The organism is Eisenibacter elegans DSM 3317 (genome assembly GCF_000430505.1).
GTDB lineage: Bacteria > Bacteroidota > Bacteroidia > Cytophagales > Microscillaceae > Eisenibacter > Eisenibacter elegans.
In genome coordinates this window covers 181,052-203,210 of sequence record NZ_AUMD01000012.1, presented here as the reverse complement: position 1 = coordinate 203,210, position 22,159 = coordinate 181,052, and the positions used below count along the sequence as shown (strand labels likewise).

Annotated in this window: 20 protein-coding genes and 2 tRNA genes; 15 read left to right on the top strand and 7 right to left on the bottom strand. The window is 47.9% G+C overall.

Features of this window, described 5'->3' with window-relative positions:
* Positions 1-32: 32 nt before the first annotated feature.
* Positions 33-1,199 (bottom strand): F0F1 ATP synthase subunit A, encoded by a 1,167-nt coding sequence (gene atpB / locus G499_RS0104470; protein ID WP_026998950.1) that lies wholly within the window; start codon positions 1,197-1,199, stop codon positions 33-35.
* A gap of 131 nt (positions 1,200-1,330) precedes the next feature.
* On the opposite strand from atpB, the gene G499_RS21675 reads away from it, so the two are divergent.
* Positions 1,331-1,597, top strand: coding sequence for a hypothetical protein (locus G499_RS21675; protein WP_154658311.1), 267 nt, complete (start codon positions 1,331-1,333; stop codon positions 1,595-1,597).
* A gap of 83 nt (positions 1,598-1,680) precedes the next feature.
* Here G499_RS21675 and G499_RS20900 read toward each other — a convergent pair whose 3' ends face one another.
* On the bottom strand, positions 1,681-2,193 hold the full coding sequence (locus G499_RS20900) for a nitrous oxide reductase accessory protein NosL (RefSeq protein WP_051295907.1): 513 nt from the start codon (positions 2,191-2,193) through the stop codon (positions 1,681-1,683).
* A gap of 496 nt (positions 2,194-2,689) precedes the next feature.
* Here G499_RS20900 and G499_RS0104455 point away from each other — a divergent pair, with 496 nt between their 5' ends.
* From G499_RS0104455 to G499_RS0104425, 6 genes are all read left to right on the top strand, one after another.
* The gene (locus G499_RS0104455; RefSeq protein ID WP_026998948.1) at positions 2,690-4,429 is read left to right on the top strand and encodes an Ig-like domain-containing domain; all 1,740 of its coding nucleotides are present in this window, start codon (positions 2,690-2,692) and stop codon (positions 4,427-4,429) included.
* Positions 4,430-4,447: 18 nt separating this feature from the next.
* Entirely contained in the window at positions 4,448-5,623 is a 1,176-nt protein-coding gene (locus tag G499_RS0104450) for a tetratricopeptide repeat protein (protein ID WP_026998947.1), read from the top strand.
* 12 nt (positions 5,624-5,635) lie between these two features.
* Positions 5,636-5,983, top strand: a complete 348-nt coding sequence (locus tag G499_RS0104445) for a MazG nucleotide pyrophosphohydrolase domain-containing protein (RefSeq protein WP_026998946.1) — start codon at positions 5,636-5,638, stop codon at positions 5,981-5,983.
* A gap of 143 nt (positions 5,984-6,126) precedes the next feature.
* Positions 6,127-6,648: a hypothetical protein gene (locus G499_RS0104435; RefSeq protein ID WP_026998945.1), complete on the top strand. Its 522-nt coding sequence runs from the start codon at positions 6,127-6,129 to the stop codon at positions 6,646-6,648.
* Positions 6,649-6,781: 133 nt separating this feature from the next.
* Positions 6,782-6,856: transfer RNA gene (locus tag G499_RS0104430), tRNA-Val, on the top strand.
* A gap of 22 nt (positions 6,857-6,878) precedes the next feature.
* A tRNA-Val gene (locus G499_RS0104425) sits at positions 6,879-6,953 on the top strand.
* Between the two features lie 178 nt (positions 6,954-7,131).
* On the opposite strand, the gene G499_RS18715 is transcribed toward G499_RS0104425, so the two are convergent.
* Positions 7,132-8,652, bottom strand: a complete 1,521-nt coding sequence (locus tag G499_RS18715; RefSeq protein WP_051295906.1) for an acyl-CoA dehydrogenase family protein — start codon at positions 8,650-8,652, stop codon at positions 7,132-7,134.
* Between the two features lie 375 nt (positions 8,653-9,027).
* Between G499_RS18715 and G499_RS0104415 the strand changes: the two genes are divergently transcribed.
* Complete coding sequence (locus tag G499_RS0104415) at positions 9,028-9,318, top strand: SCP2 sterol-binding domain-containing protein (RefSeq protein WP_026998944.1); 291 nt, start codon at positions 9,028-9,030, stop codon at positions 9,316-9,318.
* Positions 9,319-9,438: 120 nt separating this feature from the next.
* Here the strand turns inward: G499_RS0104415 and G499_RS0104410 are convergent, their stop codons facing one another.
* Positions 9,439-9,972, bottom strand: a complete 534-nt coding sequence (locus tag G499_RS0104410; protein ID WP_026998943.1) for a hypothetical protein — start codon at positions 9,970-9,972, stop codon at positions 9,439-9,441.
* Between the two features lie 252 nt (positions 9,973-10,224).
* On the opposite strand from G499_RS0104410, the gene smc reads away from it, so the two are divergent.
* The 5 genes from smc (at position 10,225) to radC (ending at position 18,306) form a co-directional block, all read left to right on the top strand.
* The gene (smc, locus tag G499_RS0104405) at positions 10,225-13,794 is read left to right on the top strand and encodes a chromosome segregation protein SMC (RefSeq protein ID WP_026998942.1); all 3,570 of its coding nucleotides are present in this window, start codon (positions 10,225-10,227) and stop codon (positions 13,792-13,794) included.
* Between the two features lie 231 nt (positions 13,795-14,025).
* Positions 14,026-15,063, top strand: a complete 1,038-nt coding sequence (gene hemE / locus G499_RS0104400) for a uroporphyrinogen decarboxylase (RefSeq protein WP_026998941.1) — start codon at positions 14,026-14,028, stop codon at positions 15,061-15,063.
* Between the two features lie 555 nt (positions 15,064-15,618).
* Positions 15,619-16,812, top strand: coding sequence for an aspartate aminotransferase family protein (locus G499_RS0104395; protein WP_026998940.1), 1,194 nt, complete (start codon positions 15,619-15,621; stop codon positions 16,810-16,812).
* 65 nt (positions 16,813-16,877) lie between these two features.
* Complete coding sequence (locus G499_RS0104390) at positions 16,878-17,402, top strand: DUF4199 domain-containing protein (protein ID WP_081413639.1); 525 nt, start codon at positions 16,878-16,880, stop codon at positions 17,400-17,402.
* A gap of 202 nt (positions 17,403-17,604) precedes the next feature.
* Entirely contained in the window at positions 17,605-18,306 is a 702-nt protein-coding gene (gene radC, locus G499_RS0104385; RefSeq protein WP_035726560.1) for a RadC family protein, read from the top strand.
* Positions 18,307-18,345: 39 nt separating this feature from the next.
* Here radC and G499_RS0104380 read toward each other — a convergent pair whose 3' ends face one another.
* Together G499_RS0104380 and G499_RS0104375 are read right to left on the bottom strand one after the other, a co-directional pair.
* Positions 18,346-18,564, bottom strand: coding sequence for a heavy-metal-associated domain-containing protein (locus G499_RS0104380; RefSeq protein WP_026998937.1), 219 nt, complete (start codon positions 18,562-18,564; stop codon positions 18,346-18,348).
* Between the two features lie 81 nt (positions 18,565-18,645).
* Complete coding sequence (locus tag G499_RS0104375) at positions 18,646-19,425, bottom strand: DUF4846 domain-containing protein (RefSeq protein WP_035726653.1); 780 nt, start codon at positions 19,423-19,425, stop codon at positions 18,646-18,648.
* Positions 19,426-19,721: 296 nt separating this feature from the next.
* Between G499_RS0104375 and G499_RS18710 the strand changes: the two genes are divergently transcribed.
* Positions 19,722-20,495: a CRISPR-associated endoribonuclease Cas6 gene (locus G499_RS18710; protein WP_161627693.1), complete on the top strand. Its 774-nt coding sequence runs from the start codon at positions 19,722-19,724 to the stop codon at positions 20,493-20,495.
* 37 nt (positions 20,496-20,532) lie between these two features.
* A complete protein-coding gene (locus tag G499_RS18705; RefSeq protein WP_035726559.1) occupies positions 20,533-21,219 on the top strand; it encodes a DUF2461 domain-containing protein in 687 nt (228 codons plus the stop codon).
* A 10-nt stretch (positions 21,220-21,229) separates the two neighbouring features.
* Here the strand turns inward: G499_RS18705 and G499_RS0104360 are convergent, their stop codons facing one another.
* Entirely contained in the window at positions 21,230-22,084 is an 855-nt protein-coding gene (locus tag G499_RS0104360; protein WP_026998935.1) for an aminotransferase class IV, read from the bottom strand.
* Between the last annotated feature and the right edge of the window lie 75 nt (positions 22,085-22,159).

Here is a 22,159-nt window from a genome sequence, read left to right as displayed (position 1 = left end):
ACAAAGTTCCGTAATCAAAAAAGCCTTATCCATTAATGATGCGCACCTTCGTGGTGCTCTTCGTGATGATGCTCTTCGACAGCGCTGCCAAAGTACATAGCTGTGAGCAGGGTAAATACATAAGCTTGTAGTAAGGCTACAAACAACTCAAGGAAGTTCATAAACATCGCAAACAGCATACTCACTACCCCTACTGCCAAGCTCTCGAAGATGAAGATAAGGCTGAACAAACTCAAGATGATGATGTGGCCTGCCGTAATGTTGGCAAACAAACGAATCATCAATGAGAAGGGCTTGGTAAAGATACCTATCAATTCTACGATAGGCATAATAGGCAACACAGTCTTGAGCCACCAAGGCACTCCGGGAGTCCACAAGATGTGCATCCAGTAGTCTTTCTTCGCGCTGAAATTGGTAACGAAGAAGGTCAGTAGTGCCAATAATAAGGTGATGGTGATGTTGCCTGTTAGGTTAGCACCGCCGGGGATGAGTCCCAAAACATTATTGAACCAAATAAAGAAGAAGATTGTCAATAAATATGGTGTAAAGCGTTCGTAGTGTTTTTCACCAATATTGGTTTTGGCAATATCATCACGAACAAACAAGATAATCGGCTCGAAGAAAGACTGTATGCCACGTGGGGCTTTGCCGGCGTTTTTCTTGTAGCCAGCAGCCACAGAAAGGAACACAAACATCAGCAGCGCCACACTGATAAACATCGAGGCGACGTTTTTGGTAATAGAAAAATCATACACCTTGTGTTCGGCGCTGTGTGATAGGTGGTGCTTTTTGGCATCATAGCCCAAGGAGAAGTGCTCGTGGTCGTCAAAATATACTGTCTTGTCGCCCACTTTAATCATTTTGATATTGTGTGTGGTGTGGTGTGCATCTTCAGCGCCTTCTGTGGCTTCGTGTTTGGGGGCTTCTACCACAGTTGCGTGATGCATTGCGCCCGACATAAAGAATATCAAGCCTTGAGAGGGGCTATACAAAATAACCGGAAGCGGGATAGAGATATGGGTATGCCCAAGGGTTGCAAAATGCCACTCGTGAGAGTCAGCAATGTGATGCATAATCATATCACCGGCGTTAAAAGGCTTCTTTTCGTCAGAAGAGCCTCCGCCAGCGATAGCAAACGTACTGCCAAGCCAAAACGCTAAAGCTGTGATAGTCAGAAAATTGCGTAAGATATATTTCATTGTTATGGGGTTGTCGTCGAATTGCGGTGCAAGTTAGTTAACAAGAAATAAATTTCAAAAACTAGGTAAAGGAAATAAGCAGCAAAAAAGCTTCCTACAAAGATGTGGATATCGACCACATCCATATATATATGCACAAACATAAAGATGAGCGCACTAAAAAACCGGCCAATCCCTACAACAGTATATTGCAACAAAAACCGTGTAGCTTCCACCCCCGGCTTCAACAAAAAAACACCGACAAGAGAAAGACAGATGAAAAAGCCTATGATTGTCCCTATCAGAGGGTGTATGCCTCTAGCATCGACTGTATAGACAATGCCCAGCAAGAGACCCAATATAATACTGGGGTATATGGTTTGTACCAAAATTGGCTGCCAACGCAAACGCATAAATAATCAGGTTACCAAAAACAAAAGACCTTTGCTAAGGGCTGCAAAGGTACTAAGTTTTAGGCGGATGCCTAGCAGTCGGCCAAATTTTATTGTAGAGATGCTTTCAACACAGCCGCTGTTACTTCCTCATAGCGATAGATTTTTTTGCCGGCGTGGTCTTTGAGGTATTCTTGGGCTGCCTCTTGGCTGGCCAAAGGCACTAGGTCGTGCCCCATTGGGCCTAATACATCCCCCCCTATCACATAAAAAGCTTTATGCGCGTCTATTTTCTCTAGCTCATAATACTCCGTAACCTGAATGGAGGCAAAGTAGCGTGGCTGTTTGGGGTGCTGAACAGTCAAGAACATACACTTAGGGGAGCAAAACCATCCCTCTTGTCCCTCCTTGGTATATGCCTTTACTTGCCACTGGGGAAAGTCCATCGAAGGCATTCCACAATGCATACAGTCATATTTGTCTGCATATTTATCGGCCACAACTAGCTCCGCACTGTCTGAGGTGGCTTTGGCATCTGTCTGAGTTGAGTTTTGGGGCTTGCCTTGGCAGGCCCATACAAAAAATCCGGCCACGAGGCCGTATAGCAATCCTGAGGTACGCATTGTCTTTAGGGAAATATGCTTTGAAACAAGTAAAAACCCTAAAAAGTTCGGGCAAATAACACACCTCTGGACATTTTTGACTTTCGTTGTTGTGCTCCTGTTATCCCCTTGTTATGGAAATATATTTAACCGCAAAGGATGCTAAGGTGCATACATATTGGGGACTTTATGAGCTTGTCGAAAGTCCTTGTGTGGTGAAGCCGCTTGTTGAATCAAGGCCAAATTAGAAAATGTCCATCGGAGTGGACAAATAGCCCGGCTAGCTCAGTAATTACGCTTTTAGCGTTTCTGACAGACGCTCACTACTCCTCGGGCTTTGGATACACCTGAGCGCAGTCTGAAGCACTGATGCTTGTATGGGGCGGTGTTTCGAAGACCTCGAAAAACAACTATGTTAGCGCTTGGTTTGTGAAAAAATGTTAAGAGCACGGGGATAATTCTCTAATTTTGAGAGATGATTTTGATGACAGTCAAAATTCTGAGATTTTTGTGCCCTATGACAAACACTTTTGCCCATACCTTGCTCCCCACAGCTTTCACGCGTTCATTGCTATGGGGCTTTTTGGGACTGATAGCGACCTTGCTTGTACAAGCCTGCGCCAATCGTATCCCCCCCACTGGAGGTGACCTTGACGAGGTGCCACCGGTAATCAAGTATACCAATCCGGCTCCCAATACGACCAATTTCAACGGGGAGAGTATCACACTGGAGTTTGATGAATGGATCAAAGAAGAGAACCTCAAGCAACAGCTCATCATCATCCCGGAAATAAAATACCGCCACCGAGTAAGCAAACGCAGCTTGAAGTTGAGCTTTGAGAAACCTTTAGAACCCAACACCACCTACAGCCTCAGCTTTAGAGAGGGGCTCAAAGACATTACCGAGGGGAATGTCCCCCCAGATCTGCGCTTTGCCTTCAGTACTGGCGACAAACTCGATACGGCGATAGTGCGCGGGCGAACGGCCAACCTCCGCAACAACAAGCCTACCAAAGATGTGTTGATTGCATTCGTAAAACCCGGCGATACCATACAGCTCGATAAATCGACACCGCGATACTACACCATCAGCAACGAAGATGGTACGTTTCTGATGCCCAATCTGGCTAGCGAGGAGTTTGAGGTATATGCCTACCACGACCGCAACAGCAACAAAAAATATGATGAAGGAGAAGCCATTGCTTTCTTAGAAACCCCCATCCAACTCTCCGACAGTGTGTTTGCCAATATGCAGCTGGCGCTTGCTCCCGAAGACCACAACCCGCCCCGACTGCGAGGCATCTCCCCCATACAACGCTACCTAGAGCTAGAGTTTGACGAAGGGCTGGCCAATTTTGCACTAGACTCTGCCAACACCGATTTGCGCTTTATTGTCAATAGAGACGCGCCCACAAAGGTGCTGATATTCCCTCCTACCGACAGCAGCGCTATCAGAGACACCATCCCCACGCTGGCAGTGGTGCGTGATTCTGCCGACAATGTGGCGCGGCTACCCCTCAAACTCAAGTTTAGGGTGCCCGATACAGAGAAAAAAAACAGCCAAAAATCATTTGACCTGACCATCAAAGCAGCCGGAGGAGAGGGCGAAGCCCTACGAATGCCTTTTGGCTTTAGGATATACTTTAGCAAGCCTGTGGCCGAAGTCGATTACAGCAAAATCCGCTTTATCCGCGAAGCCCAAAAACCCTCTTCTGCCAATAACTGGGCAGACAAAATAGCTCAACGCTACACCAATACATCTCCAAAAGTGGAAGTTTGGAGCCCCTCAGGAAGCCTCTTTGTGTGGGATGACAACCGCAGCGCCCTCCGCTGGGATACCCTGCTGCCTATCAAGAAAGGGCTAGAGCTGCGCATCGAAGAAGGTGCTTTTATCAGTATCGAACAAGACAGCAGCGCCTTGGTATCCAAGGTTTTCAACTTGCTTGACGAAAATAAGCTGGGTTCTATCAGCGGCACCATCCAAAGCCAAGCCGCTCACTATTTTATCGAGCTGATGAAAAATGATGGTCAGATAGTTGATAGACTCGAAGGAATGAGCCAATCACAAGACTTTGAGTTTCGGTATGTCCGCTCTGGCGAATACCAAATCCGCATTACCATAGACAACAACAACAACAATCGCTGGGACGGCTCCGATTTCAGAAAAAAAATACCTGCCGAGAAAGTGCTCTACTTCCCCCTACCCAACAGGGTACGCGAAGGTTGGGACATTCAAGGCCTCCAAATCGAATTCTAACATTTGTAATCTCATCCGATGAAAATACACAAAAAACACCTATCCTTGGCCTTAGTATGGCTGCTTTGGCTGCCTGTTTTGGGGCAGGCCCAAACCGCTGTCGCAGATTATTTTCAGAAAGGCAAACTCGAACTCCAACTAGGAGACTACAACCAAGCCATTAATTATTTTACGAAGGTCATCCAACTAGATGCCGCCCACAAAGACGCGTTCTTTGAACGAGGGAAGAGCTGGTTTTTTCTCAAAAAATACCAACAAGCCCTCTGGGATTTTGACAAATACACCCAGTTGGCTCCTCAAGTAGCCGAGGGCTATCTCTATAAAGGAGCCACTTACCAAGCACTCAAAAACGAGACTCAGGCCATCGCCCAGTTTGATAAGGCCATCAGCCTCAACCCCAACTACTCACTGGCATACAACTACCGCGCCGAGGCATACCGCGCCATCGGCCTGACAACACTCTCGATCACAGACTATACCCGCGCCATTGCTATCGACAGCCAAAGCGCCACACTACACTATGGCCGGGGCAAATGTTATCTCGACATAGAGCAGTATGCCAACGCCGCCGAAGATTTTACGAAAGCCATCAACCTTAACCCCAAAAACCTCAACTTCTACCACCAACGCATTCAGGCCTATTTTTTGGCTGGAGAATATGAGCTGACATCCTTGGATATAGACAATATCCTTGCTGTTGCGCCCCAAACTTTAGAGTTATACCACCACAGCCTCAACGCTTTTTGTAAGGCAGCGCTCAAAGACTACAGCGGAGCCATTGCAGCGCTCAACTTTGTGATAGAGGCCGCTCCTGACTCCGCCAAGCTCTACCAAGAACGGGCCTACTATCACGAGCAAAACCAAGACCTCTACGCTGCTCTCGAAGATTACCACCACGTAGCCCAGCTCAGCCCCAGCCTGAAGCTCGACAGCACCTTTGTACGCCTGTATGTAGCCACACAAAACTACGAGGCGGCCATCGTACACCTCACCCAAAGTATAGAGGCCGCGCCCAAAGACTCAGGACTGTACTACGAGCGCGGGCTTTGCTATCTACAACTACAGCAACCCCGCGAAGCCCAACAAGATTTTGTACAGGCGGCTGTACATGGCTACCCCAGAGAGGCAATGCCCAAAGACATTCAGAAGATGGCCAAAAAAGGGTTTGCTACCCGCAAAAAAATGCTCAAATAAACCCCTGCAACAATGGAAACGCCCAACCTCCCTCCGTTCCCCCAACAAACGACCCTCCCCAACTTACAGGCTTATATCGACGCAGTTGTCAAAGCCCGTGGTTGGGATACCGATAACCCCGAGACGCTCTTCTTGCTCTTGGGCGAAGAAGTAGGCGAGCTAGCCAAGGCTATCCGAAACCACCAAAAGCAATACCAAGAAAGCGCCAAAGCCAAACCCACAGACAGCCGCCAAGCGCTGGCCGAAGAGCTGGCCGATGTGCTAAGCTACCTCTTGCACCTCTCCAACTTGTTTGGTATAGACCTAGCCACCGCCCTACACGAAAAAGAACAACTCAACGCCAAAAGAATATGGCATTGATACCCAATCATATCGATGGCTTTCTGATAGCCTTGCTTTGATATGAAAGTAAAAATCAGCATATTTGAGCAAGCCAAGCGCACTTCGACCCTTGAAGGCGCTTGCCCACTATCACAAACACTCTTAATAAACCTCATTTCTGTATGAACACCCAACTAAAGCAACTATTTGACTTGATGGTCAGTACTCAAAGTCAAATGATGAACAACTTCCTCGAAACCTCCAAAAAATTGCCCGAAATCGTGGGCAAGGGCGACGCGCTACAAAAAACCTCAGAGCTTTACAAAGAACTCTACGACAAGCAAAAAGAAACACTAGAGCGTGCGTCTACCTTGTTGCAGGCCAACGCCGGCGACATCCCCTTTGTTCCTGATTTCCTCAAGGGAATGTCCGAAACTATGACTAACTTCTCCAAATCAATGATGGACTCTGTGGGCGTGATTGTGCAAAATGCCTCTACCCCCAACCTAGACGTAGACAAGTACCAAGAGCAGGTGGGCAAAATGTTTGAAACTATGGAAAAGCAGTACCAAGATACCCTCGATAAGCTCGGTGCGCCTTTCAACCAGATGCCCTTCAACCCTGTATCGATGGCCAAAGACATGAATGAGCGCCTCCTCGAAACGGTTAAACAGTATAGCGCAATGGTCAAAAAATCGTCATAAGCCTTATTTTAAAAAGCTTACAATCAGGCTTTTGTGATTTTTTTTAACACAAAAGCTTGATTTTTTCTCCCAAAAGCTTGTGCAAATCAATACCTCGCCGTACCTTTGCAATCCATTCAGACACCAACAATTTGGGTTTTTAGCTCAGCTGGTTCAGAGCATCTGCCTTACAAGCAGAGGGTCGGGGGTTCGAATCCCTCAAAACCCACTATATTTTTGACATACAATTTGGGTTTTTAGCTCAGCTGGTTCAGAGCATCTGCCTTACAAGCAGAGGGTCGGGGGTTCGAATCCCTCAAAACCCACTCCCACAAACCACTCTTACATCAATAAGAGTGGTTTTTTGTTTTTGTAGCCTATGGCACATTTGGTTGTAGCCCCTTATGACATAAGCAGAGCCCTACGATACCCCTCAACAAAAATGAGCGCTCTTGGTAGGGTTAGCTGCCAAAAACGCTCATTCGGGTGCAGGGATGCTTGATGTTACTTCTTCAGCCGCTTAAAGAAACTACCAAAGGTGAGCATTTCCATCGGATTGGAAGCCTTTATTTTGCCTCCCATAAAAGCCTGTTGAGGGTCCATCTGGCCAGTTTCAACCGCCGCATAGACCTCTGCGCTCGTCTCCACCACACAAGTGGGAGTGCCTTGGAAGCCCACACTTACTTGGCAATCGCCAGCGGCCAGACGTACGGTATACTGCCCGCCCCCCGTGCCAGAGAGGTCAAAATGAAACACCCCTTCATAGGCGGCAGCCTTTTCGGGCTTGAAGCGTTGTGGCAGCCCTGCGATTATCTCGCGGGCTGTGATAGCCGTGTCCGATGTTGGTGTATTGTTTTGGCTTTCGTGTCCATATTTCACCGAATCGATGAGGGTTTTGGCAATAATTTCACGCATAATTTCGGAGCTACCCCCGCCTATGGTGCCAATACGGCTATCGCGGAACATCCGAGCCAGCGGATAATCTTCCATAAAGCCATAGCCTCCAAAATATTGTAGACATTCATACGTAGCGCGGTCGGCTAGCTCTGTGCCTTTGAGCTTGGCGATAGAAGCCAGCTTTACATCATAGTGGCCGTCGTTGTGGAGGCGCGCTACGTGGTATACAAAGTATCTGGTGCTTTCTAGCTCTGCGTATAAGTCCGCAATCCGGTGGCGCAGCGCTTGAAATTTGTTGATAGGTCGCCCAAAAGCTTCGCGCTCTGCCATATACTTGAGGGCTGTTTGGAGCGCGACCTCTGCGGCAGCTACGCCGCCGATGGCCATAATGAGGCGTTCGAGCTGAAACTTGTTCATGATGTAGTAAAAGCCCTGATTCTCTTCTCCTATGAGATTAGAGACCGGAACGCGCACATTGTCAAAGAAAATCTCAGCGGTATCTGAAGAATGCCAGCCCAGTTTATTGAGTTTGTTGGCTCGCACTCCATCGCTCTCGCGTTTGTCAATGAGGAGCAGGCTGATGCCGGCGGCTCCTGCCTCGTGCTTGGTTTTGACAGCCGCCACGATATAGTCGCAGAGGTATCCATTGGTGATAAAGGTCTTACTGCCATTGACTACATAGTGGTCACCTTCGCGCACGGCAGTAGTCCGAATATTAGACACATCAGAGCCTGCAACAGGCTCTGTAATGGCCAGCGCGCCGAGTAGGTATCCACTGATGCTTCCGGGCAGGTACTTTTGTTTGAGCGCTTCGCTGGCGGCAGCCAAGATATGCGCCCCAGCCATATAGGGTGTAACTCCGGCTGCGGCATTGAAGCCTCCAGAGTTGAGCCAGGCCAGCTCTTCGATATAAGCTACTGTATAAAAGAAATCTGCATCGCTGCCACCATATGCCTCCGGATAGTTGAGGCCAAGATAGCCCATTTGCCCAAATTTTTTCCAAATGTCTTTAGGAATCTCTCCGGCCTGCTCCCAAGCATTGATATGGGGATGTACCTCCTGCGCCAAAAAGCGGCGTAATCCTTCACGAAACAGTTCGTGTTCTTCGCTGAAGTAATAAGCTTGCATAATTTTTTGGATGATGAATGATGTTGGAGCTAATTCGTACTAACAATTTCTCGATTGGGTAGCTACTTTAGCAATTGAGGGACTGCACATGTCGTTCAGCCCCTCGCTATTGCATCAAACAAGCAGTTTAAAGTAGGTAGTTAATTTCCGAAAACTTTCGGGGTGATGACAATTAGTCCTCTTGGCCTAATCTGAATACAAAGTTAGAAGTTTTTTTGAGATTAGTCCTCTGTGCCTAAAAAAAATTTTATATTTGCTCCCAGAATTGTCAAATTGAGCAGCCAAAGGTATTTTGACAGAACGCGAAAATTTGACGTACTTAGCAAAGCCAAATCATAGTTTTATCATTTTCTCATCTTTAAACACTAATAGACAATGAGTTTAGAAGCAACAACAGCCAAAGTAAACGCCCGCTCAGCCCAGACAGCCGACTTGGGAGCCTCTGTAAAGTTTACCTTTAGCGAAGGTGGCGTAGTATACCTCGACGGCCAAGGCGGCGTAAGCAACGAAGATAAGGACGCGGCTTGTACCGTTTCTATTTCTATCGACGACTTCAACAGCATGCTTGATGGCGACCTCAACCCAATGAACGCTTTTATGGGTGGTAAAATGCAGATTGATGGCGATATGAGCATTGCCATGAAACTCCAAGCTGTATTCAGCTAAGCCCCTGCTTAATTGACAAAAACTTGACGAAAAAACCCTCAGCGATTGCTGAGGGTTTTTTAGTTTTCATAAATGCAATCTCTTTTGTATTAGGAAGATATGGGTTAGATAATTGGCGAATCAATACTTTCGTTTGAATATCTCGGAGGCAATAAAAGCCCGGCGTAGGTTTTGCCGCCCTTGCAAAAAGGTTTTGATAGCATTGCCGACTGGCGCGGTATTGGTTGGAGGCAAAGATGTTATTGTCGGCATTTTGGGAATCTGGCCGGCACTTTGTTTTACGGCCTGCTTGGCATCTTCAAAAAAGTTATCATATTGATGGATGTCTCGGTCGCGTTCGGCGATTGCTTGGGCAAAAAAATCGTCCTCTATGTCGGTGTCATAGTCTTTGTACTGCCCCATTTTGGCGATGGCCTGTTCGTCATAGTTGACATACTGAGGCTGCTGAGTGCTCACTTTGCGTTCTTCTTCGAGCAAAGCTTTGTAGCGTTCAATAAATGATGTTACCACAGGCGTTTGCGCGTCATTGGGAGCTAACTGCTTGGTTTTCTGGTCTTTTAGTGCTTTCTTTTTGGCCGCATCAGCACGCTGAATGAGCACATAAACAATGACAATCAGGGCGTAAATGAGTATTTGTACAATTTGTGGTTCCATAGCAACACAGGCTTAGTATTGTGGTTATGAGCGGCTTATTTGCAGTCATTGATTCAAATTTATAAAATAATCTTATTTTTGCAAACGCATACGCAGGGTATTTTGTATAAAAGCCCAACTGGGAGTTGGTGTTATAGCACCCAACTGACGGCAAACCGATTTTTCGGGTGAATATCAAGCTTTTTGCCCCATACCCCACCGTTCATACTTCATACCTCATCGTTACTTCATTGTTTTCCATCATCATATATTATGCAACTCAGCAGGTTAGAAATCAAGGGATTTAAGAGCTTTGGCGAACGTATCCGCATCCAGTTTGACGATGGCGTAACGGGTATTGTAGGCCCCAATGGCTGCGGAAAATCTAACGTAGTCGATGCGATTCGTTGGGTCTTGGGTGAGCAAAAATCCCGTTTGCTCCGCTCCGACAAGATGGAGAACGTCATCTTCAATGGTACCAAAAACCGTAAGCCCGCCCAAGTAGCAGAGGTAGCACTTACCTTTGTCAATAACAAAAACATCCTGCCTGCTGAATATACCGAAGTTACCATCACCCGCCGCTACCACCGCAGCGGTGATAGTGAGTATTTCATCAACGATGTACCTTGCCGCCTCAAGGACATCCGCAATCTCTTTCTCGATACGGGTATCGGTCCCGATAGCTATGCCATCATTGAGCTCAAAATGGTTGATGAGATTCTGACTGATAAGGAAAACTCCCGCCGTGGCTTGTTTGAAAAAGCTGCCGGTATTTCCAAATTTAAAGTACGTAAGAAAGAAGCACTCGACCGCCTAGAGGATGTAGACAAGGACCTCAACCGTGTAGAAGACCTCCAACACGAAATTCAGAAGAACCTCAAGTCTTTGGAACGTCAGGCCAAGCAAGCTGAGCAGTTTTTTGCCCTCAAAGACGAATACAAGCAGGCCGGCATTGCCTATGCCCGCAAAGCGCTAAGCCGCCAACGCGCCCACCAAGAAGCGCTCCAGCTACAAATAGAGGCCGAAATAGACAAGCGCAACGCCCTAGCCCAGCTGCTAGAGGAGAAAGAAACCGGCCTTGAGCGCGAAAAACAAGAAGCCCTCAGCACCGAAACACACTTCTACGACAAACAAAAAGAACTCAACGAACACCTCAATAAGCTCCGAAGCCTCGAAAACGAAAAAAGGCTCAAGTCGGAAAGACTGCGCTTTTTGGAAGACAAAACCCGCTCCCTCAGCAGCCAAATCTCTAGAGATTTGGAGCAACAGTCTGAAACCAAACGCAATATCGAAACCCTCGTAGAGCGCCAACAAGGCCTCGAAAAAACCTTGGCCGAAAGCCAAAGCCTACTCGATGATACCCGCGCCGCCTACCAAGACCAACAGGCTGCCGTAGCCGAACTGCAACAACAAACGCAATCGCTCACTCAAATACAAGCCCAACAACAACAAGCCCTCTTTGAGCTCAACAAAAACTACGAAGTCAAGCAAACACAGTACGATACCCTCTCCCAAGAGGCCGAAAACAGCCAACAAGAAGCCCAAAACCTCGAAGAGCGCCTAACACAATACCGCAGCCAATACGAAGATACAGCCCAAGACCTGCAAGTACAGCAGCAAACCCTCGAAAACCTTGAAGCTGAAGAAGCCGAAAACCGACAGCACATCGAAGCTCTCTCCGACGAGATAGACCAACTCCGTGAGACCCTCCGTGAGAAAACCCGCCAGCTCGATGCCGCCCAAAACGAAATCGGCCTGCTCGAAGCGCTCATCAATAACCTCGAAGGCTTCCCTGACGCGCTCAAATACCTGCACCAACAGCCTGACTGGCAACGCAGCGAGCAGGGGCAAGCCCGTCTCCTGACAGACATCATTCAGGTGAGCCCAGGCTACCAAAAAGCCATCGAAGCAAGGCTCGAACCCTACCTCAATTACTACGTAACCGATACCTACGCCCAAGCCCGTGAGGCCATCGCCCTGCTCAAGCGCTCAGAGAAGGGCAAGGTCGGCTTTTTTGTACTCGAAGCCCTGCCCACTGCCTCCAATACCGAGCATCAGCCCCAAAGCATTCCCGCTACCCCGGCCAAAGAAGTAGTCAGTGTGGAGGAAAAATACCTAAACCTGATTCGCCGCCTGCTCAACCAAGTTTTTATTGTAGAAGACGAAACTGCTCTGGAGGCACCACTGCCGGGTAGCTTTGTGTGGGTAAGCAAAAACGGTAGCCTGATGCAAAGCCAAGGCCAACTCTTGGGCGGCTCTACAGGCAAAACCGATGCCTCTCCACTAGCACGCAAACAAAGACTGCAAAGCCTGCAAAGTCAACTGGAGACACTGCAAGAGGAGGTAATCCAATTGCAGACATCACTCGAAAACAAACGCCAAGACCTACAACACTACAAGTCCCAAACACTGGAAGAGGATATCCGAGAGGCACAACAATCCCTCAAGAGCGTAGAACGCCAAGCCATCACCCTCCAAACCCAACTCCAACAAGCCCAAGAGCAACTCGCACGCAGCGCCCAAAAGCAACACCAAGCCCAAGAACGCCTCCAAAGCTTGGCTGCCGCATTAGAAAGCCTAGAGCCACAGCGACAAAACCAAGCTGATACCCTACAAGCTACCGAAGAACGCCTGCGTACACTACAAGAACAGTTGGAGTTTGAAAACGAAAACCTACAACTAAAAACCAACCGCTTCAACGAACAAAATATTCAGTATCACCAACAAAAAAGCCAGGCCGAAAACGTAGCCCAAGAACTGGACTACAAGCAAACAGCACTCGAAAATATCGAACACCGACTCTGGCAGCAAAGCCAAGACCAACAGCAGGCCAGCCGTGATGTAGCGCTGCTGCTGGCCAATATCGACGACCAAAATCTGGCCATCGAAGGGCTTCACGAGCAAACTGACCTCTATGACACACAAGTAAAAGAAGCCGAAAAGGCATTCTATACCGTTCGAGGGCGCATTGCCGAAACAGAGCGCGAAATCAAGGAGATGCAACGCCAAAAAGAAATGCTCGACTCCCTCATCGGAGAGCTGCGCAACAAACTCCACGAAACAGCCATCGGCCTGACTTCCATCCAAGAACGCCTATCGGCTGAGTTCCAAATGGAAGCCGAAGACCTTTGGAAAGAAGACGCGCAAGTCTTTGTAGAAGCCAACGAACACCTTGACGAAGAGCAGCTCAAGCGCAAGGTCGAAGACCTGCGCAAGCGTATAGACCGGATGGGCGCTATCAACCCCATGGCGATGGAATCATACCAAGAGATGAAAGACCGCTTTGATTTTGTAGAAACCCAACGCGCTGACTTGATGGAGTCCAAGATGGCGCTGCTACAAACCATCAAAGAGATGGAAGACTTTGCCAAAACGGCCTTCCTCGAAGCTTTTGAAGCCGTTCGCATCAACTTTATCCGCGTGTTCCGCTCGCTCTTTGCCGAAGAAGATACCGCCGACTTAGTGCTGACAGACCCCAACGAGCCGCTGGAGTCCAAAATCGAAATCATCGCCAAGCCCAAGGGTAAGCGACCTCTTACCATCAACCAACTTTCGGGCGGAGAAAAAACCCTGACTGCTACCTCGCTGCTCTTTGCGCTTTACCTACTAAAGCCAGCCCCCTTCTGTATTTTTGATGAGGTGGATGCCCCCTTGGATGATACCAACACGGACAAGTTCAATCAAATCATCAAGAACTTTTCTAAAGACTCGCAGTTTATCATCGTAACCCATAACAAACGCACTATGGCTATGACCGACGTAATGTATGGCATCACTATGCGCGAAGTGGGTGTGTCGATGGTCGTGCCAGTAGACGTACGTACGGCCAGCCAAGCGCTGTAACCCAACAGCGCCATGGACATACTCTCTATGGCAACTACACCCAATCCAAATTGGTTTGGGAAATAGATTACACTGAAAAACCCTCGATAACCAAGGGAGTCCCCATCCAGTGAATCTTAGCATAACTTGAGGACTTGATGTTCTACAAACCACTTAGAACAAACAAAGCGCCTAAGTTGAGTAAATTTTGGTATAATTTTCATAGCAACTTATTTCATATCTTTGCAGCTTATGCAAACACTCAAGAATGACCTCATCTTACGCGTATTGCGTGGAGAAATAACCGAACGAAAGCCCGTATGGCTGATGCGCCAAGCAGGGCGTATTCTGCCTGAATATCGCGCAGTACGCGAAAAACTCAGTGGATTTATCGAGCTAGCTACCACTCCCGAGTTAGCCGCCGAAGTAACTATCCAGCCCGTAGATCTGCTGGGCGTAGATGCTGCCATTATTTTCTCGGATATCCTAGTAGTGCCCGAAGCAATGGGATTGCCCTACGAAATGGTAGAACAACGAGGGCCGCGTTTCCCCAAAATCGTTACCAATAGCCAAGATTTGGCTCAAGTAAGGGTAGCCAATCCTGAAGAAGACCTAGCCTATGTCTTGGAGGCTATTCGCCTCACCAAGCAGGGGCTACAAGGTAGAGTTCCCTTGATTGGATTTGCAGGAGCCCCTTGGACTATTTTCGCCTATATGACCGAAGGCCAAGGCTCAAAAACCTTCTCCAAAGCCAAAGCCGTGCTCTACAACCAACCTGAGCTCGCACACGAGCTGCTACAACGCATCACTGACAGTACTATTGCCTATCTAAAAGCGCAAATAAAAGCCGGAGCAGACCTAGTCCAGCTATTCGACTCTTGGGCCGGAATCCTTTCTCCTGAGGCCTACCGTACTTTCGCCTTGCCATATATCCGGCAAATCGCAGAGGCTGTCCAAGAGGCTCCGATGATTGTTTTTGCCAAAGGAGCTTTCTTTGCACGGGTAGAGCTAGGGCAGCTTCCCTGTGCGGCCATTGGCCTTGATTGGACAATGGATGCGCACGAATCAAGGTTGCTCATAGGCCCCGAAAAAGTATTACAAGGCAACCTAGATCCTTGTGTGCTGTATGGAGATTATGCATTTATCCGCAAACGTACGCGAGAAATGCTCCAAAAGTTTGGACCAAAGCATATCGTAAACCTTGGCCACGGACTATATCCCGATATTGACCCTGACAAGGTGCGCTGCTTTATCGATACTGTCAAAGAATATCAACTACAGGAAGCCTAAGCTGCTTCCTATAATGGATTTTGCCCAAAATGATTCTCAAAAAAACCGCCCTCTATTCGAAGGCGGTTTTTTCAAACGGTAGTGGTTTTCCTTTGAGATGAAAAAGGGTTTGGTTGAAGGATAAGGTCGAAGGATATAGTGGGTCTAAACAGGATGTGTTGTGTACAACCAATGCTCAGATTGTAGAACAAAGCTAGCCCATAAGGTCCAAACCCGAAATAGAGAAATTCACTACTACTTAAACAAAGCGCTGAAATCCTGATAAACAAACACTTGTGTTGAAAAATAATTTTATGTTTTGTTCATTTTGTTACCCTCAGGCGCTGTCTCACCAAGAAAACGCGGCCTATCTAGACAAATAGGCTGATAAGTACCAATGCAAAAACAACTCGTGTTTTGTTTATTGTGTAATATATTGGAAATCAAACCAATAAAACAACTCACAACTAAAAACTAAGGTAGCCTCCAGCTTTGTGTCAACAAGAGTGTTACGTTGATACATAAATGAGGTTTACCTATCTTTGGAGTTACCCATCACCCAACCTATGACTATTTATGCTTTCTGCTAGAGATACTTTTTTGCGCTATATGGCGCAAACGACTGATTTCCCGTTATTACTCGAAGTAGAGCGGGCAGAAGGGGTATATTTTTATGCTCCTGATGGCAAAGCCTATCTCGACCTCATCTCCGGTATTGGTGTGAGTAATGTAGGCCACCGGCACCCCAAGGTGCTCGATGCCATCCGCCAACAACTGGACAAATACCTACACGTAATGGTGTATGGCGAGCTGGTACAAAGCCCTCAAAATCAACTTGCTGCTGCGCTATCCCAACACTTACCCCCCTCACTTGATAACTTTTATTTTGTCAATTCGGGCAGCGAAGCCGTAGAGGGTGCGCTCAAGCTGGCCAAACGCGCCACAGGGCGTTACGAGATAGTTTCGTGTTATCAGGCTTACCACGGCTCCTCACAAGGTGCGCTTTCGGTAGGCGGCGACGAGCGTTTCAAACAAGCCTTTCGGCCACTGCTGCCCGGTGTCAGCCATATACACTATGGCAGCTTTAGCGACCTAACACAGAGCATCACCCCCCAAACCGCCGCCGTCATTATCGAAACCATCCAAGGCGAAGCCGGAGTAAAGGCCGCCTGTCCTGCATATTTTCAGGCTCTGCGCCGCCGCTGCGACGAAGTAGGTGCCTTACTCATTCTGGATGAGATCCAGGCCGGCTTCGGGCGTACGGGCAGCCTTTGGGCTTTTGAACAAATGGGCATTGTGCCTGACATCTTGGTTTGTGCTAAGGGAATGGGTGGGGGAATGCCAATCGGAGCATTTATCGCCTCGCAAGCCCTGATGGCACACCTCAAAAATGACCCTATCTTGGGTCATATTAGCACCTTTGGCGGGCATCCGGTGAGCTGTGCGGCCGCTTTGGCTACCTTACAAATTATCACCCAAGAGCAGCTCTATACACAAGTAGAAGCCAAAGCACAACTTTTCAAATCGCTGCTAAAACACCCCGCCATCCGCGAAGTCCGACATTGTGGACTGATGATGGCCGTCGCTTTTGACTCCTTCGACGTACTCAAACCCATCATTGACAAAGCCATCGAAAAAGGCGTGCTGACAGACTGGTTCTTGTTTTGTGATAATGCGATGCGTATTGCCCCGCCACTTATCATCACAGAAGCGCAAATTCGCGAAGCTTGCACCATTATTCTTCAAAGTATTGAAGAAGCCCTTGCTTAAAATGCTTATTGTCATATATTTGTACAAATATCAACAATATTATTTCACCTTAAACTATACCTCTTATGAGCGAAACTCCCAAAAATTTAAGCACGCAAGTCGGTATGCAAGCCGGACTTCTGGGGGCTGTATTGTCCGTTGTCTGGTTTCTATTATTACAAAGCCTACAGCTAGGCACTAACTCTGCCCTCAGCTGGTTTGGTATCTTGATTACAATCGGGATACTGGTATGGGCATTGAGCGATTTCAAAAAGAAAAACAATGGCTATATGAGTTTTGGCCAAGGCATGAGTACGGCTTTTATTACCTTGCTTATCTCATCGTTTTTGAGTACGGCCTATACGATGTTACACTTTGGGGTGATTGACCCCGGAGCATTGGACCTTATCTTTGAACAAACCCAGCAGCAATTAGAAGAAAGAGGAAACATCAGCGATACCGAAATTGATGCGACCATCTCCTTGATGCGCAAATGGACACTCCCTACAATGGCCGTTACCGGGGTGTTGGGAGGGCTGCTGTTCGGTGGCATCATTGCGGTCATTATCACAGCCATTCTCAAAAAAGATGACCCTGAAAAAGTTTTTTAGCAAATAACCTCTTCTAGGAACTTCGGAAAAACAAGCACAAGCCGCCGGAGATACATCACGATATCCTCAGCGTTTTCCCAACCTTGTGATACTAGTTTGGGAAAAACACTGAAAAATCAGGGGCATCAAGCAAATCAGCCCCTATAAAACCTTCAATCCACTCACTCTTGGTCTATTTTCATCTGTCAAAAATCCTTTGACTATGGAAGAACAAAACCCCAAATATCTCGCTATCAACCACTGGGCAGCAGACGACCGCCCACGCGAGAAGCTCCGCGACAAAGGCCGCGAAGCCCTATCAGACGCAGAGCTGATTGCCATCCTGATTGGCTCCGGAACAGTCTCGATGAGCGCCGTAGAGTTGGCCAAGCAGATTTTGCAAGCCACCAACAACGACCTACACCACTTGGCTCAGCTGAATATGAAGGATTTACAAAAATTCAAAGGCATAGGAGAGGCCAAGGCCATCACCATTATGGCGGCTCTAGAGCTAGGCCGTAGGCGTAAGGCCGCCGAGCCACACAAGCGCCCGCGCATCAGCTCTTCGGCTGATGTATACAACCTAATGCAGGCAGAGCTGCTCGACTTGCCCTATGAGCAGTTTTGGATCATCCTGCTCAACAACGCCAATGTGGTCATTCAAAAAACCCGGATTAGCTCGGGAGGCGTAAGCGGGACAGTGGTAGATGCCAAGATGGTATTCCAACCCGCGCTACAAGCGCTTGCCACAGGGATTATCCTCGTACACAATCATCCTTCGGGCAACCTCAAGCCCAGCCAAGCAGACAAAACCCTCACCCACAAACTAAAAGAGGGAGGCAAAGTATTGGATATACAAATACTTGACCATCTGATTTTTACCAATAACGGCTACCTCAGCTTTGCCGATGAGGGCATTTTATAACCAAGCGCTTGCCTGTCACAAAGTAGGGGTATGGCCCTGCTAGGCTTCCTCTTGTACTAGGGTGGCCGAAAAACCAACGGCGGCCAAGGTATCCACAACTTGCTGGGCGCTGACATTTTCACCCTTGACAGTCAGGGGCTTGTTGGCTTCGTTGGTGTCTACTGCCCACGTGGCCGGAGCTAGCTTCTCTAGGGCAGGTGTAACCGCACGCACACAGCTGGCGCAGTTGATGGTTGTATGAAAATATAGGGTGGGCATAAGTTTTCGGTCTATGGTTTCAACAGTTTATATTCATACAAACCCTCTTCTGGGATAGTTCCAACAACGAAAAGCAGGCGCTTACTGCACTGGCCATCGGCGCAAATCGCTGGTGTTGAATTTCCATTCGGGAGTATATAAACTGCCCCCTACAGCCGGCAGCCCATACCAAGGGCTGAGGCTGGTTGATTGTGGATTTTTGAGAATGTGTATATCCTGTGCAGGCATATAACTCTGGAGTAACAAAAAGATTTTTGCGCCTGTTTGGGTATGTATGGCCATATCCACCACCAACACCGCATGACCGGGGGAGCCGGGTTGGATGAATACATCCCCGATTTGTATGGTCTCTACATCAGTTATGGGGCTCAGCTCTTTGGCCAAAGACCGAGTGCCAGCATAAGCAAAAACAATATCAAGGTAACGCCTAAAATCAGCATAACCTTCGCTGGGCTGGGCGCTTTGTTGCCAATGTACCCGCGAGCCATCTACCTTAGGACGCATCCCCTTTGTCCAATCTTGATAACGCGCCAAGTCACCCGAAGTAAAATGAAAAGCAATCTCTTGGTAGCGTTGTTGTTGATACAAATACTCCGCTTGTAGACGTATGATAGCATCTGCACACTGTTGTAAATCACGCTTGCCAATATCCAAATCGACCACTGCATACTGCGCTGACTGGTTGGGCTTGAGGCGGCCATCATAGAGATAGACACGGCTGTCGGCTGTGCGCAAGGGCAGCTGTCGCAAGTATGCCGCAAAACTTTGGGACAAAACCTGCACCCGTTGGTAACTTTTTGGGAGCGGAATTTGTTCTACTCTTGAAAAAGCAATACTTTTGCCTTCTTTAGCGTTGCCCATTTTGGTCAAATCCTTTTGTGTCTCACAAAGGCCGTTGGCAGAGGCTGCTGAACAGATATATCTTTCGGCAAAAAGTAACACCAAGATACCTGAAACACCCCAAAACACCACCCTCAACCCCCAAGGTTTTGTGAGGGAATAGTAACAAGCAAAACATTTGATTTTTTTAGCTTGAATCAAGATAAGTTGCAAAAAACAATTCATAACGTTATTTTGTTGTACTTTAATATTCTGTATATTTTCACTGTTATCAATTATAAATCAGCAAGATGAGGGTACGGATCATTTTCAATCTGTTGAATCGAGGGGCATATGTGCCTTTTCATCACCAACATCTACTGGCAGACCTCATTCAGGAGCTTACGCAAACCGAAGACCGTCGCTACGAGCATTTTGAAGACTACAACTTCTCAGGGCTTAAAGGACAGACTAAGGTTAGCAAGGCGGGGCTTCACTTTTATTCCTCACGGGTAACCTTGGTGTTGGCTAGTAGTTCGGAATCTTTTATACGCGCATTTTTGCAGCGCTTGTTCTCTTTTCCCAAAATAAAAATCGGGGCTTTGCAGCTAACGCCGGAATTTACGGAGCGCGAGCACTTACCCGAGCTGGGCGAAGAAAACAAATACGTTTGTATTTCGCCTACAGTATTGGCACCAGCCCACACCGAGTCTGGCGAGCAAGACCCTGCCAAGCGGTTTATTCTGCCCAACACCGATGAGTTTTCGGACATTCTGTATGATACGACAATGATACGAATGGAAAACTCCGGGATGTTTACCTCTGAGCAGATGGCCTCGTTTTTCCGGTTTCAGCTTGTCCCTGATGCGCAATACCTCCAAAAAGCCAAGCGCAGCGACAAGAAGTTTGCCCGTATCTACACAGTATACGATCAAGCCCTAGGTTATGAGGTGCGCGGGTACACCTTTCCTTTTGTGTTACACGCTGCGCCCGAAGTACAGCAGTTTGTCTTTATCCGTGGTCTAGGTGCGTATACACACAAGGGTTTCGGGATGATAGACATTGCCAATGCTGACCCAGTAGCGCGCACAGAGCCATACCACTGGCAATAATCGACTTTATTTTACGCTACTCTTAACTTTCACACCTGTGTCGTTTGCCCCTGTACTCGATTTTTTGACAGATCTCCAAGCCAACAATCACCGTGATTGGATGGAGCAAAACAAAGCACGTTATCAAAAAGCGAAACAAATTTTTGAAACCCAAATCACTGCTTTTATAGAGGCTGTCGCAGCCTTTGATGAGCCGGTGCGGATGCGCGAGTTACAAGCCAAAAACTGTACTTTCCGCATCAACAGGGATATTCGTTTTAGCAAGGACAAATCACCGTATAAGCGCAATATGGGGGCTTTTGTGAGTGGCTATGGCAAGCGTTCGGCCCTGGCCGGCTACTATCTACACATAGAGCCGGGTGGGCAAAGCTTTGTGGCAGGAGGGGTATATATGCCCCCCGCACCACTTTTGCGCGTCATACGCGAAGAGATTGATTACAATCTGGCAGAGTTTGAGGCCATCCTCCACGAACCAATGTTTGCAAAATATTTTTCGGGTCTTGAAGGCGAACGCCTCAAAACCACTCCCAAAGGCTACGAGGCCAATAATCCGGCTATCGAGTGGCTACGGATGAAAAGTTTCTTGGCTTCTTACCCTCTATCAGATGCGCTCTTGGGCTCTGAGCAGTGGTTGCCTGCAGTAGCAGACGCTTGCAAGGCACTGGCTCCACTCAACCGCTTCATCAACCGCGCAGGCGAGGGACTAGAACACCTACAGTGGTAATTGGCAGTCTCTATTGAGTATGTTTTTTTTGCAATGGGGACACCAATGCATCAAATGCCGCCATCAGCTGACGTGTTTTTGGGCCGGGTCGGCCATTGCCCACCGGCTTATCGTCTATACGGACAATCGGGACGACTTGCTTGGAAGTACCCGTAGTAAACGCCTCTGTAGCACGCGCCAAGTCTTCTAAGCTCAAATCAGCCTCTACTACCTCCATCAAGTCTTGGGCTAGCTCTAGGGCTACCTTTCGGGTGATGCCATACAAAATACCGGATTTTGGTGTAATGAGTTTCCCCTCAACAACAGCAAAAAAATTACTGCGCGAACACTCACTCAGCAACCCTTGATGGTGATAGAGCAGGTCTTGGGCTTGGCGTGCGGGCAGTTCTTTGTACCACTGTAGCGCACGGAGGTAATTGGTGCTTTTGATTTCGGGCAGGTCTCGCTGAAAGTCTTTGAGCAACACGTGAATCCCCTCTTGATAATAGCTGACCGGAGGGGGGTTAAAATCTTCTGTAAGTATTGCCAAATTCGGCGCAAGCGATTGGAGCGCATTGTCGCTATATCCCCCTGTCAACAACAGCCTAAAACCACAAGAAGCGCCAGGTTGCCATTGTTTCATAAAAATCAATTCTTCGACCTGCTCTGCAATTTCGGCAGGGCTGATAGGCAGGCTTAGGTCGAGGGCGGCAGCCGAACGCTCAAAACGCGCTAAGTAATCTTCCATCCGAAAAGGGTGGCGACCATAGGTTCGGAAATAATCAAAGATTGCATAACCACGCAAGATACCAAGGTCGTTGAGATAGAGCGAGGCGGTCTCAGCGGGAAGCACAGCGCCGTTAAGGTAATGATAACGTTGGGACATAGGCCTATGGGTATAGAGGGAATCGATAGCGATACGTACGGCTATTGGCAAGAAAGCGGTTGAGGTGTCGCCTGT